The sequence below is a fragment of the Enterobacter hormaechei subsp. xiangfangensis genome (assembly GCF_001729785.1).
GTDB classification, from domain to species: Bacteria; Pseudomonadota; Gammaproteobacteria; order Enterobacterales; family Enterobacteriaceae; genus Enterobacter; species Enterobacter hormaechei_C.
On record NZ_CP017183.1, the window covers coordinates 329191 to 343165 of the forward strand.

A 13975-nucleotide genomic window follows, 5' to 3' on the forward strand; every position below is an offset into this window, starting at 1 on the left:
GATTACAGCATCGGTTTGAGGAAGCGCGCGGTGTGCGAGGCTTCGCACTCTGCAACGGTCTCTGGCGTACCGGAGACGAGGATTTCACCGCCGCCGCTGCCGCCTTCCGGGCCGAGATCGACAATCCAGTCCGCGGTTTTAATCACGTCCAGGTTGTGCTCAATCACCACGATGGTGTTGCCCTGATCGCGCAGCTGGTGCAGCACGTCCAGCAGCTGCTGGATATCCGCAAAATGCAGGCCGGTGGTCGGCTCGTCCAGAATGTACAGCGTCTGACCGGTACCGCGTTTGGACAGCTCACGCGCCAGCTTCACGCGCTGCGCTTCACCGCCGGACAGCGTTGTCGCTGACTGCCCCAGACGGATATAGGTCAGACCCACATCCATCAGGGTTTGCAGCTTACGCGCCAGCGCAGGGACGGCGTCAAAGAACTCGCGCGCCTCTTCGATGGTCATATCCAGCACTTCGTGGATGGTCTTGCCTTTGTACTTAATCTCCAGCGTTTCGCGGTTATAGCGCTTGCCTTTGCACTGGTCGCACGGCACGTAGATATCCGGCAGGAAGTGCATCTCAACCTTGATTACGCCGTCGCCCTGGCACGCTTCACAGCGGCCGCCGCGCACGTTAAAGCTGAAACGGCCTGGCGTGTAGCCGCGCGAACGCGCTTCCGGTACACCCGCGAAGAGTTCACGAACGGGCGTAAAGACGCCAGTATAGGTCGCCGGGTTGGAACGCGGGGTGCGGCCAATCGGGCTCTGATCGATATCGATAACCTTGTCGAAATGCTCCAGCCCCTGAATGTCGCGGTACGGTGCAGGTTCAGCCAGCGTCGCGCCGTTCAGCGCCGTCTGCGCAATCGGGAACAGCGTATCGTTGATCAGCGTCGATTTACCGGAACCGGACACGCCGGTGATGCAGGTGAACAGCCCGACAGGCAGCGTCAGGGTCACGTCCTTCAGGTTGTTGCCGCGCGCGCCGGTCAGCTTCAGCACTTTTTCCGGGTTCGCCGCCACGCGCTGTTTTGGCACTTCAATTTTGCGCTTGCCGCTCATGTACTGGCCGGTCAGCGACTCGGGCACCGCCATAATGTCTTTCAGCGTCCCTTCTGCCACCACCTGTCCGCCGTGCACGCCAGCGCCCGGGCCGATGTCGATCACGTGGTCAGCGGCGCGAATGGCGTCTTCGTCGTGCTCAACCACAATCACAGTGTTGCCAAGGTTACGCAGGTGAACCAGCGTGCCGAGCAGGCGTTCGTTGTCCCGCTGGTGTAGGCCGATAGACGGCTCATCCAGCACGTACATCACGCCGACTAAGCCTGCGCCAATCTGGCTCGCCAGACGGATACGCTGGGCTTCACCGCCGGAGAGCGTTTCAGCCGAGCGGGAAAGCGTCAGGTAGTTCAGGCCAACGTTCACGAGGAACTTGAGGCGATCGCCGATCTCTTTCAGCACTTTTTCAGCGATTTTCGCGCGCTGGCCGGAGAGCTTCAGGTTGTTGAAGAAGTCCATCGCGTGGCCGATGCTCATGTCTGAGATGGTCGGCAGCGCCGTGTTTTCGACAAACACGTGACGCGCTTCGCGGCGCAGGCGCGTGCCCTCGCAGGTGGCGCAGGAGCGGTTGCTGATGAACTTCGCCAGCTCCTCACGCACCGCGCTGGATTCGGTCTCTTTGTAGCGGCGCTCCATGTTGTGCAGCACCCCTTCGAACGGGTGGCGACGCACGGAAGTGTCACCGCGATCGTTCATGTACTTGAACTCAATGTTCTCTTTGCCGGAACCGAACAGGATCACTTTATGTACGTTCGCGCTCAGGCTGGCCCACGGGGCTTCAACGTCGAACTTGTAGTGCTCCGCCAGCGACTTCAGCATCTGGAAGTAATAGAAGTTACGCTTGTCCCAGCCGCGAATGGCGCCACCCGCCAGCGACAGCTCCGGATTCTGGATCACGCGATCAGGGTCGAAATACTGCTGAACGCCCAAGCCGTCACAGGTCGGGCACGCGCCCGCCGGGTTGTTGAACGAGAACAGGCGCGGTTCCAGCTCGCGCATGCTGTAGCCGCAAATCGGGCAGGCAAAGTTGGCGGAGAAGAGCAGCTCTTCCGCTTTTGCATCGTCCATGTCTGACACCACCGCCGTGCCGCCCGACAGTTCCAGCGCCGTTTCAAAGGATTCCGCCAGACGCGTCGCCAGATCTTCACGGACCTTAAACCGGTCAATCACCACTTCGATGGTGTGTTTCTTTTGCAGCTCCAGCTTTGGCGGATCGGACAAGTCACACACTTCGCCGTCGATACGGGCGCGGATATAGCCCTGGCTTGCCAGATTTTCCAGCGTTTTAGTGTGTTCGCCCTTACGCTCTTTAATGATTGGCGCCAGCAGCATCAGGCGTTTGCCTTCCGGCTGCGACAGCACGTTATCCACCATCTGGCTGACGGTCTGGGCCGCCAGCGGAACGTCGTGATCCGGGCAGCGCGGCTCGCCCACGCGCGCATACAGCAGACGCAGGTAGTCATGGATTTCGGTAATGGTACCGACCGTGGATCGCGGGTTATGCGACGTGGATTTCTGCTCAATGGAGATAGCAGGAGATAACCCTTCAATGTGGTCGACATCCGGTTTTTCCATCAGCGACAGGAACTGACGCGCGTACGCCGAGAGCGATTCAACGTAACGACGCTGTCCTTCGGCATACAAAGTGTCGAAAGCCAGTGAGGATTTGCCAGACCCCGAAAGCCCGGTCACGACGATGAGTTTGTCGCGAGGGATTATGAGGTTGATATTCTTGAGATTGTGGGTGCGGGCGCCCCGAACTTCGATCTTATCCATTCACCTTTCCCGGTTGGAACACGGATTGCCTGATTTGTTTGAAGGACAAACGGCTGTCAGAAACGGCTAATTATGACACAAAATGACCTGTTTGAATATACAGTATTGGAATGCATTTTCTGATTCACTGTGTAACAATGTCGAGTCCGCGAGAGAACTCTGGAACATGCTACGCAACTATCAAAGTGTCGCATGGAAATGATACACTCGCGCGTTTACACTATTAAGAAACGTATTCAGGAGACACGAACATGGCCAGCAGAGGCGTAAACAAGGTGATTCTCGTCGGTAATCTGGGCCAGGACCCGGAAGTACGCTACATGCCGAGTGGTGGCGCAGTTGCCAACATTACGCTGGCTACTTCCGAATCCTGGCGTGATAAAGCGACCGGTGAAATGAAAGAGCAGACCGAATGGCACCGTGTTGTGCTGTTTGGCAAACTGGCTGAAGTGGCCGGTGAGTATCTGCGTAAAGGCTCTCAGGTTTACATTGAAGGCCAACTGCGTACCCGCAAATGGACCGATCAATCCGGTCAGGAAAAATACACCACGGAAGTGGTGGTGAATGTTGGCGGCACCATGCAGATGCTGGGTGGCCGTCAGGGCGGCGGCGCACCGGCAGGTGGCGGCCAGCAGCAGGGCGGTTGGGGCCAGCCTCAGCAGCCGCAGGGCGGCAATCAGTTTAGCGGCGGCGCGCAGTCCCGTCCGCAGCAGCAGTCTGCTCCGGCACCGTCTAACGAACCGCCAATGGATTTCGACGACGATATCCCGTTCTGATATCCAGACGCGTGAAACACAAAAAACCCAGATAATGTCTGGGTTTTTTTATAACAGGCTATCAGGTAATCACCATCGGCCAGTCTGGTGGGGTGTGGCTCATGGCTTCAACCATTACCACTTTAATGTTTTCCCAGACGGCGGCTATATCCACCAGCGTAATACCGAGCAAACCTGTTGCGAACCAGCATGCGGCGCCTAACCCTAACAGGGTGCTAATCACAGCAAGACCTGCGTAGTCGGACTTTCGGAACTGAATGTTTAACGTGCTGGCCAGGAACATCAAAACCGCGCTCAACAACGGCCAGCGCAGGAGCACCATGCTGGTGGTAATGGTTGCCATAAAACTCATCCTCGACAAAACAGACGAACTGGAATGAAACAATGTTTCTCGTTACATAAGATGTGTGAACTATATCACATTTGCTGTTTTATTAGCCAGTATCCGCGTGAGGTAAAAGTGGGTTTATTACCAGGGAAAATATATCGTCGTCGCTCGTATCCGCGTCTGGTCGGAATTTTTATTTTTAATTCATTCAGATAGCAAAACCTTTGCAAAACACCTTCGGCTGTATAGCGTTTACAGCAGTATGTCTATGGATTATGCTTGTGTGGAACAATAAATGTACCCGCAGAAATAATTCATCGCATTGAATTAATTGCCTTTTTTGGATTTTATATTCTTTGTTTTACACTCAGCATGCTCTTTGATTTCGTGGTCTTATTCTTTTATTCAGATATGAGTTATTGCGGTTGCTCTCTCGATTAATGACCTGCGAAAAGATAATGAAAGAACAAAGACGCGAGATTATTAACGACAGCATGCAGGCGCTGCACGCCCTGGCGAAGCTGATGCCGCAACTCAACGCGCAGTGTTCGCCGGTTGAAATGCTGGAAACCATCAACAGCGCTCTGGGGGCAAATCTCTCGTGGGTCAGTGTCGAATCCGCAGACGGGCCGCGCGTGGTTTGTGCCGGCGACGTGACGTGTCACGCCTTCAACGTGGCGGATTTTCTTGCCAGCACCCTGTTGCAGCGGCATCACCGCGCCTGGCGGGTTATCTACTGGAAAGCGCATATTGGCCGGGCGGTATTTTCCCCTCAGCACCCGGGCTATGCGCGGCTGCAAAGCGGCGTCCTGTGTAAACTCTCAGCGCATGGCAGACAGTGCAGTGGTTATTTCTTTTTGGCTTTTAATGGAAAACTTACCTCGTTGCCGATACTGAAAAATATCGTGGTGGTATTGGTTGAGAAGCTTAAAGATTATTTTGATGACATCATCGTGCGGGAAAAAACGGCGCAAGAAATGCAGCGCGTCGTCACGCAATATAAAACCTTATTTGAGCGTGCGCCGGTATTAATGAACGCCTTTGACAGGCATAACCGGTGTGTATTGTGGAATGCCGAATGCGAAAAAGTCTTTGGCTGGAGTATGACTGAAATCGACGAGCACCCCGATCCGCTGGCCCTGTTTTATCCGGATCCCGAGGAGCGACAGCGCGTGCAGGAGTCGGTTCGTTTCGCACCACTTAAGGATATGTACGAATGGCACCCGGTGCGTAAAGACGGGACGCAGTTAACGATTCTCTGGTCAAACATCCTTTTGCCGGATAACTCCATTCTCAATATTGGCCTGGATATCACCGAACGTAAAAAAGCAGAACAGCAGCTGACCGTCAAAGCCACCACGGACGATCTGACGGGCTGTCTGAATCGCTCGACAATCTTACAGCAGCTCAAAATGGCGCTGGCAGCCAGTTCGCCGCAGGATGTCAGTAGCCACTTCTGTCTCCTGATGTTCGATCTCGATTATTTCAAGCAGATTAACGATCGGTGGGGACATCAGGTTGGCGATGCAGCATTGATTCACTTTTGCGACCGTATTCGCGAGGTGAGCCCGGCCGGGTCAGCGCTGGGACGGGTGGGGGGCGAAGAGTTTGTTCTTCTGCTGGCGCGTACGGATGGTATGGCCGCTACGTTGCTCTCTTCTCGCCTGCGTGCCGCGCTGATCTCAAAACCGCTGCGTGTGGGCGATAAAACGCTGGTACTCTCCTTCAGCGCCGGGGTGGTTGAAGTCTGTCAGGGGCAACGAGATACTTCTGCCATACTGATGCGTGCCGATAAGGCATTATATGACGCCAAGCGTACGGGAAGAGGAAAAACGGTCCTGGCGTCTGATTATTTATAAATCAGCATAAGAACAAAGAGCAGGCTATTTCAGCCAGCGAATTTTCCACACCTGTCGCGGGTAATTATTTTCCTTATCAGAAACGAAATGAATACTTTTAGTTTGGCTTACGGGAAAATATTATCGGCATCACGAATTTTAGGATTTTTAATACCAAAAGTCAGTTGCTAACTTCCTATGATTCATGCAACGTAATCACCTGTTTATCAAAGCAGCCGGTCTTCATTGCTACAGGCGTACAACATGCAGGGATACAGAGCGGGAAATGAATCGTAGCGCGCGGCGCAAAATGCTCAAAGTGGTCGGGATTATCATGGTAGTTATGCTGCCGGTGATGCTTGCGCTATGGTTTGCCCAGCTTAGTGCAGTGTCGGAAATCAGCGCCCAGCTGCGCACGTTTGCTGAACTTGCTTTAAATAAAACTGAACGGGTTATTCAACAGGTTGACCTGGCCCGGAAAGACGCGGAAAAATATCAGGGCAAAGTGTGTACGCCGGAGCATCGTCAATATATGTTGAACGTTTCCCGCGGTCGCCTTTTTGTTGCCGATTTAATTTATGCTGATGGCCAGGACTTTCTCTGCTCGACCCTTTTTACGCCGGAACACCCTTACATCATCCCCGCTGCCAATTACACACGTAAACCCGACGTTGCTATCTATTATTTTCGCGATACACCATTTTTTAATGGTTATAAAATGATATATATGCAGCGCGGAAATTATGTCGCAGTGGTCAACCCGCTTTCGTACAGTGAGGTGATGTCAGACGATCGTTCCCTGTCGTGGGGAGTGTATGACACCGTCAGCAATGCATTCTTTTCTGTGAGCCAGAAAGCCAATATTTCTTTATTGCATTCGATGCTTCGACATCAGGAAACGACTTTTCAGAAAGATGACCGTTTTTATACGATCGTAAAATCAGAGCAGCGGCCCATTGCGGCCATCGTTTCAACCTCCAGTGCCCGTTTTTATAAAACGCTTTATCATCAGGCTACCCTGACGCTACCGCTAGGGATAATTTGCAGCATTATTATTCTGCTGGTGTGGTCGCGTACACACCGTGAATTCAATTCGCCTGGCCGACTTCTGCACCGGGCGCTGAATAAACGCCAGCTGTGCGTCCATTATCAGCCCATTATTGATATTAAAAATAACCAGTGCGTGGGGGCAGAGGCGTTGTTGCGCTGGCCTGGATTCAACGGTCAGGTTATGAGCCCGGCGGAATTTATTCCCCTGGCAGAAAAAGAGGGGATGATTGAGCGCATTACGGATTACGTCGTTGAGGAGGTGTTCAGCGATCTGGGCCATTTTCTTGCCGCTCATCCCGATCTGTATGTCTCGATTAACCTGTCGGCGTCAGATTTCCACTCTTCGCGTCTTATCGCCCTGATCTCCGACAAAGCCCGCTTTTACTCGGTTCGCGCGCAGCAGATCAAAATTGAGGTGACGGAGCGGGGGTTTATTGACGTGCCGAAAACCACGCCGGTCATTCAGGCGTTTCGTCAGGCGGGGTATGAAGTGGCGATTGATGATTTCGGAACCGGCTACTCTAACCTGCATAACCTCTATTCGCTGAACGTCGATATCCTGAAAATCGACAAATCCTTTATCGATACCTTAACCACCAACAGCACCAGCCACCTGATTGCCGAGCACATCATTGAGATGGCGCAAAGCCTGCGGCTGAAAACCATTGCGGAAGGGGTCGAGACGGGGGAGCAGGTGAGCTGGCTGCTGAAGCGTGGCGTACAGTATTGCCAGGGATGGCACTTCGCGAAAGCGATGCCGCCCCAGGCATTTATGGCCTGGCAGCAGCAACCCTTGCGTTAACACGCATTAATTGAGCTGATGGCGGTAGTCGCTCGGCGTACGGTCAAACTCGCGGCGGAAGACGCGGGAAAAGGTCTGCTGCGACACATAGCCCAGATCCATTGCGATATCAAAAATGGGCCGCTGCGTTGAGCGTAACGCCTGCGCCGCCAGCAGGAGCCTGCGCTGGCGAATGTAATCACCCAGCGTTTGATGCATTACGGTGCGGAACATTCTCTGTAAATACCATTTCGAATAGCCCGACTTTTTAGCGACCACATCAATGTTCAACGGCTGGTCGATATGTTCATCAATCCATTCAATAAGTGTCTGAATAATTTGCTGATGCGACATAAGGTTACCCCTCTGTGGAGACATCTGTCCTGGTTGATTCGTCATTTTCTCTGCGGGGGAGTATAATTCCTCAAGTTAACTTGAGGTAAAGAGGTTTTATGGAAAAGAGATTACCGCGCATCAAAGCACTGTTAACCCCCGGTGAAGTGGCGAAGCGAAGCGGTGTGGCGGTGTCGGCGCTCCACTTCTATGAAAGCAAAGGGTTAATAAAAAGTACCCGCAACGCCGGAAACCAGCGGCGCTACACGCGCGACGTGCTCCGCTACGTGGCGATTATCAAAATTGCGCAACGTATCGGCATTCCTCTGGCCACCATTGGTGACGCGTTCGGCGTATTGCCGGAAGGACACTCGCTGAGCGCGAAAGAGTGGAAGCAGCTGTCGTCCCAGTGGCGAGAAGAACTGGATCGTCGTATTCACACGCTGGTGGCCCTGCGCGATGAACTGGATGGCTGCATTGGTTGCGGGTGTTTATCACGTAGCGATTGCCCGCTGCGTAACCCGGGTGACAGGCTGGGCGAGCAGGGAACAGGGGCACGGTTGCTGGAGGAGGATTGAGAGGTGTTTGCCGGGTAAGGTGCAGCCGCCACCCGGCAACAAACATAAAGAACTAAAGCGCCACTAAGGGCGCTTTAGTTTTTTCCGGTCTTTGTCTTTCTCTCTATCCCGCTGGCTCACGGGAGGGTTTCCCCCGACATCAGTACCCCTCGTGTCGAGCTTGTGAAGGAGGTTCCGGTTTGTACTGACACTTTAATTTTATGCCCGGCCGCCGTTTTTGCCACCGGAGACGGTGAGATTTTAGCCGAATTTTTTTCGTGAAGTTGTTCAGTTTTCTATAGTTAAAAAGTATGAATCATCGGAGAACATCATGCTAACGGTCCACCACCTTAATCAGTCTCGTTCACATCGTGTCCTCTGGGCGCTGGAAGAGCTGGGTCTGACGTACGACATCGTGCGCTACCAGCGTGAAAAAACCATGCTCGCGCCAGACTCGCTCAAAAAAGTGCATCCGCTGGGAAAATCCCCGGTACTCGAAGATAACGGACTGGTTCTGGCCGAATCAGGTGCGATTCTGGAATATCTTCAGGAAACGTACGATTCGGCGTCACGATTCAAACCGTTAGATCCCGCCCATAAAGTGCAGTATCGCTTCTGGCTGCATTACGCCGAAGGGTCTTTGATGCCGCTACTGTTAATGAAGCTGGTGTTTAACAGCCTCGGCAAACCACCCGTCCCGTTTGGCCTGCGCACGCTGGGTAAGGCGCTGGGGCAGGGGGTGCAAAAAGCGTATCTCAACCGCCAGCTGGAAACGCATGCGCGCTTTATTAACGATCATCTTGCCGAAAACAGCTGGTTTGCCGGCGACACGCTGACCATGGCTGATATCCAGATGAGTTTTCCCCTCTTCGCCCTGCTGGCGAGAGGCGGCATCGACAATCTCGACCACATAGCGGCGTGGAAACAGAGAGTGGAGGCACGTCCGGGCTGGCAGACAACGCTTGCGAAAGGCGGCCCACTGACGATCCCCGGCGAGGGATGAAATTTAACGAAATTGCGCATGGACGATAACGTTTGCGCATCCTCTGCTTAATTCTTCATCGTCATGAGGCAATTTTAGCGAAAAACGAGAAAGTTCAGTTGAAAAGGGCGGGTATTAGGCTAGATAATCGTTTGCCTTAATTTGACCACCCGTTTGTAAGCGCGGAGCTAAACGTTTGCTTTTTCTGTGACGCCCTTTCGTCGCAAACGCAACACAAGGATTTGACGTTTAGCTGGCAGTGGCGTCTCCACCTCGCTTACGGACTTCCTAAAAAACTCTCAGGGGATGTTTTCTATGTCTACGCCATCTGCGCGTACCGGCGGTTCACTTGACGCCATGTTTAAGATTTCTGCTCGCGGCAGCACCGTGCGCCAGGAAGTTGTTGCCGGTCTGACCACGTTTCTGGCGATGGTGTACTCCGTCATCGTGGTGCCGGGCATGCTCGGCAAAGCGGGCTTCCCGCCAGCGGCGGTCTTCGTTGCCACCTGCCTGGTTGCGGGTGTGGGTTCGATTGTGATGGGCCTGTGGGCGAACCTGCCTCTGGCGATCGGGTGCGCCATCTCCCTGACCGCGTTTACCGCCTTCAGCCTGGTGCTGGGCCAGCAGATCAGCGTCCCGGTAGCGCTCGGCGCCGTGTTCCTGATGGGCGTGCTGTTCACCGTAATTTCAGCAACCGGCATTCGTAGCTGGATTTTGCGCAACCTGCCGCAGGGCGTGGCGCACGGCACCGGCATCGGTATTGGTCTGTTCCTGCTGCTGATCGCTGCCAACGGCGTCGGCCTGGTCATCAAGAACCCGCTGGACGGCCTGCCGGTTGCGCTGGGTAACTTCGCGAGCTTCCCGGTGATCATGTCGCTGGTGGGTCTGGCGGTGATCATTGGCCTGGAAAAACTGAAAGTGCCGGGCGGCATTCTGCTGACCATTATCGGCGTGTCTATCGTCGGCCTGATCTTCGACCCGACCGTTCATTTCTCCGGGATTTTCGCCATGCCGTCGCTGAGCGATGACAAAGGCAACTCCCTGATTGGCAGCCTGGATATTGTGGGCGCGCTGAACCCAGTGATCCTGCCAAGCGTGCTGGCGCTGGTAATGACCGCGGTGTTTGACGCCACCGGCACCATCCGCGCGGTGGCCGGTCAGGCGAACCTGCTGGATAAAGACGGACAGATTATTGACGGCGGCAAAGCGCTGACCACCGACTCCCTGAGCAGCGTTTTCTCTGGTCTGGTGGGTGCGGCGCCTGCGGCGGTGTACATCGAGTCCGCAGCGGGTACGGCGGCGGGCGGTAAAACCGGCCTGACGGCCATCACCGTTGGCGTACTGTTTCTGCTGATCCTGTTCCTCTCTCCGCTCTCTTATCTGGTGCCAGCTTACGCGACCGCACCTGCGCTGATGTACGTTGGCCTGCTGATGCTGAGCAACGTGGCGAAAATCGACTTCGCGGATTTTGTTGATGCCATGTCCGGCCTGATCACTGCGGTATTCATCGTGCTGACCTGTAACATCGTGACCGGCATTATGATCGGCTTCGCCTCGCTGGTGATTGGGCGTCTGGTCTCCGGTGAGTGGCGCAAGCTGAACATTGGGACCGTGGTCATCGCCGTTGCGCTGGTGGCGTTCTACGCGGGCGGCTGGGCCATCTGAATTGACTTTTTATGCGAAAACGGGTGGCTCAGGCCGCCCGTTTTTATTTTCAGGACTCATCCTGTTGCCTTTTACGTTACTCTGGAGAGGATAGAATAAGAGGCACGACGCCTCAGGTTTGGCTTATAAGAAACACAGCAAACAGGGAACGCATGGAAATTTTCTTCACAATACTCATCATGACCCTTGTGGTCTCATTATCCGGGGTGGTTACACGCGTACTGCCCTTCCAGGTCCCCCTGCCCTTAATGCAAATAGCTATCGGCGCGCTGCTGGCGTGGCCGACGTTCGGTCTGCACGTGGAGTTCGATCCGGAACTGTTTCTCGTGCTGTTTATCCCGCCGCTGCTGTTTGCCGATGGCTGGAAAACGCCGACGCGCGAATTTCTGGAGCACGGGCGAGAGATCTTCGGCCTGGCGCTGGCGCTGGTGGTCGTCACCGTGGTCGGGATTGGTTTCCTGATCTACTGGGCCGTACCGGGGATCCCGCTCATCCCCGCCTTTGCGCTGGCTGCCGTGCTGTCGCCTACCGACGCCGTGGCGCTGTCCGGCATTGTGGGTGAAGGGCGCATTCCAAAGAAAATCATGGGCATTTTGCAGGGCGAGGCGCTGATGAACGACGCCTCTGGCCTGGTCGCCCTGAAGTTTGCCGTGGCGGTTGCCATGGGCACCATGGTCTTTACCGTAGGCGGCGCGACCCTGGAATTCTTCAAGGTGGCGATTGGCGGTATCCTCGCGGGCTTCGTAGTGAGCTGGCTGTACGGACGCTCGCTGCGCTTCCTTAGCCGCTGGGGTGGTGATGAACCGGCGACGCAGATCGTCCTGCTGTTCCTGCTGCCGTTCGCCTCTTACCTGATTGCCGAACATATCGGCGTGTCGGGCATTCTGGCGGCGGTAGCTGCGGGGATGACCATCACCCGCTCCGGCGTGATGCGCCGCGCACCGCTGGCGATGCGCCTGCGTGCAAACAGTACCTGGGCGATGCTCGAGTTTGTCTTTAACGGCATGGTGTTCCTGCTGTTGGGCCTGCAACTGCCGGGCATTATGGAATCCTCGCTGATTGCGGCCGAAGCGGATCCAAACGTTGAAGTCTGGATGCTATTTACCGATATCGTGCTCATCTACCTTGCGCTGATGCTGGTACGTTTCGGCTGGCTGTGGACGATGAAGAAATTCAGCGTTCGCTTCCTGACCAAAAAGCCGATGGAGTTTGGCTCGTGGACCACGCGCGAGCTGCTGATTGCCTCTTTCGCGGGCGTTCGCGGGGCGATCACCCTTGCTGGTGTGCTCTCCATTCCTCTGCTTCTGCCGACGGGCGACGTCTTCCCGGCGCGCTACGAGCTGGTGTTCCTGGCGGCAGGCGTGATCCTCTTCTCGCTGTTTGTCGGCGTGATTATGCTGCCGATTCTGCTGCAACATATTGACGCGGGTGACTCCTCGCAACAGCACAAAGAAGAGCGGATTGCCCGTGCGGCGACGGCGGAAGTGGCGATTGTCGCCATCGAGAAAATGGAGGAGCGTCTGGCCGCCGATGCCGAAGAGAACATTGATAACCAGCTGCTGAAGGAAGTCAGTTCACGCGTGATTGGTAATTTGCGTCGCCGTGCTGACGGACGTAACGACGTGGAAAGTTCGTTGCAGGAAGAGAACCTCGAACGCCGTTTCCGCCTGGCGGCGCTGCGCTCCGAGCGTGCCGAGCTGTATCACCTGCGCGCGACGCGGCAGATCAGTAACGAGACGCTGCAAAAGCTGCTGCACGATCTGGACCTGCTGGAAGCGTTGTTGATAGAGAATCAGTAGCGCGCTTTGCCCCCTCACCCTAGCCCTCGCCCTATGGGGAGAGGGGTTGGGGTGAGGGGTCAGGGCACCCAAAACCCCTCACAGCATTGCAACCACGCCTGCGCGCTGTGCGACAGATAGACCCCTTCACGCCAGATCATCCCCAGCTGCCAGTGCAGGTCGCTCTCCAGCGGGATCCAGCGCAGCGTGTTTTTATCCAGCCGCTCGCAGATCGGCTGCGGCAGAATGGCAATCCCCACGCCCGCCTGTACCATCGCCGCCAGAAAATCCCACTGGCCGCTGCGCACCGCAATGCGCGGCTTTACGTTGTGCTGGTTAAACAGTGCCATCAGCTGGCGGCTTAAGGCAAAATCTTCGTTGTAAATCAGCAGCGGGTGTTCGCCGAGCAGCTCGGGTTTTACTGCGTCTATCTTCAGCCAGTCGCCGGAGCGCGGCACCAGCACGCACAGCGGGTGGCTGAACAGCGGCAGCGTCGCCAGGCCGCTTTCCTCCTCTACGGGAAGGGCCGTCATGGCCACGTCCAGTTCACCGTTCATCACCGCCTGCTGCACGGTCAGGCCGCCAAATTCAGAAATTTTTAGCTCAACGCCGGGGTAGCGCTGGCGAAACAAGCTTATCGGCCCGGCCATCATCATGCCGACCATCGGCGGAATACCGAGCCGCAGCAGCCCTTTTGTCAGGTGGTTGATGTCCCCAAGCTCGGCCTCCAGCTGGCGGAACTCTGCCAGAATGGCCAGCCCGCGCTCGAACACTACGCGACCGGTATCGGTCAGCAGTAGCTTGCGCCCGTCGCGGATCAGCAGCGTACAGTTCAGCTCATCTTCGAGGTTTTTCAGCATCTTGCTGATGGTCGGCTGGGTTACGAATAACTTCTCCGCTGCGCGAGTAAAACTTTGCTGGCGAACCACCTCGACAAAATAGCGCAGCGTTCTTATGTCCATGATTATTCCTCGAAACTATACCTTCGATGATTTTAATTCATTTCAGTCGATACCGTACGCTCACTATACTGGCGCCTCGTCTCATTTCTGAGGAAAACCC

General features: G+C 55.3%; 11 protein-coding genes. 7 read left to right on the plus strand and 4 right to left on the minus strand.

What is annotated here, in order from left to right; all coding sequences use genetic code 11:
• Positions 1-2: 2 nt before the first annotated feature.
• A complete protein-coding gene (uvrA, locus tag BFV63_RS01590) occupies positions 3-2825 on the minus strand; it encodes an excinuclease ABC subunit UvrA (RefSeq protein WP_069597426.1) in 2823 nt (940 codons plus the stop codon).
• A gap of 251 nt (positions 2826-3076) precedes the next feature.
• Between uvrA and ssb1 the strand changes: the two genes are divergently transcribed.
• Entirely contained in the window at positions 3077-3601 is a 525-nt protein-coding gene (gene ssb1, locus BFV63_RS01595; protein ID WP_003860284.1) for a single-stranded DNA-binding protein SSB1, read from the plus strand.
• Between the two features lie 61 nt (positions 3602-3662).
• Here the strand turns inward: ssb1 and BFV63_RS01600 are convergent, their stop codons facing one another.
• Positions 3663-3944 carry a YjcB family protein gene (locus BFV63_RS01600; RefSeq protein WP_003860282.1) on the minus strand — a complete coding sequence of 94 codons (282 nt, stop codon included), beginning with the start codon at positions 3942-3944 and terminating at the stop codon, positions 3663-3665.
• 443 nt (positions 3945-4387) lie between these two features.
• Here BFV63_RS01600 and BFV63_RS01605 point away from each other — a divergent pair, with 443 nt between their 5' ends.
• Both BFV63_RS01605 and BFV63_RS01610 read left to right on the plus strand, forming a co-directional pair.
• Positions 4388-5788, plus strand: coding sequence for a sensor domain-containing diguanylate cyclase (locus BFV63_RS01605; protein ID WP_003860281.1), 1401 nt, complete (start codon positions 4388-4390; stop codon positions 5786-5788).
• Between the two features lie 265 nt (positions 5789-6053).
• Entirely contained in the window at positions 6054-7619 is a 1566-nt protein-coding gene (locus BFV63_RS01610; RefSeq protein WP_003860279.1) for a cyclic di-3',5'-guanosine monophosphate phosphodiesterase PdeC, read from the plus strand.
• 6 nt (positions 7620-7625) lie between these two features.
• Here the strand turns inward: BFV63_RS01610 and soxS are convergent, their stop codons facing one another.
• On the minus strand, positions 7626-7952 hold the full coding sequence (gene soxS / locus BFV63_RS01615; protein ID WP_003860277.1) for a superoxide response transcriptional regulator SoxS: 327 nt from the start codon (positions 7950-7952) through the stop codon (positions 7626-7628).
• A 98-nt stretch (positions 7953-8050) separates the two neighbouring features.
• Between soxS and soxR the strand changes: the two genes are divergently transcribed.
• The 4 genes from soxR to BFV63_RS01635 all read left to right on the plus strand — a co-directional run bounded on the left by soxR (position 8051) and on the right by BFV63_RS01635 (position 12934).
• Complete coding sequence (soxR, locus tag BFV63_RS01620; RefSeq protein WP_032661173.1) at positions 8051-8509, plus strand: redox-sensitive transcriptional activator SoxR; 459 nt, start codon at positions 8051-8053, stop codon at positions 8507-8509.
• A 310-nt stretch (positions 8510-8819) separates the two neighbouring features.
• The gene (locus BFV63_RS01625; protein ID WP_003860274.1) at positions 8820-9491 is read left to right on the plus strand and encodes a glutathione S-transferase family protein; all 672 of its coding nucleotides are present in this window, start codon (positions 8820-8822) and stop codon (positions 9489-9491) included.
• A gap of 294 nt (positions 9492-9785) precedes the next feature.
• Entirely contained in the window at positions 9786-11135 is a 1350-nt protein-coding gene (ghxP, locus tag BFV63_RS01630) for a guanine/hypoxanthine transporter GhxP (RefSeq protein ID WP_023315228.1), read from the plus strand.
• 152 nt (positions 11136-11287) lie between these two features.
• Entirely contained in the window at positions 11288-12934 is a 1647-nt protein-coding gene (locus BFV63_RS01635; protein ID WP_003860270.1) for a Na+/H+ antiporter, read from the plus strand.
• Between the two features lie 59 nt (positions 12935-12993).
• Here the strand turns inward: BFV63_RS01635 and BFV63_RS01640 are convergent, their stop codons facing one another.
• Complete coding sequence (locus BFV63_RS01640) at positions 12994-13875, minus strand: LysR family transcriptional regulator (RefSeq protein ID WP_023324015.1); 882 nt, start codon at positions 13873-13875, stop codon at positions 12994-12996.
• Positions 13876-13975 lie beyond the last annotated feature (100 nt).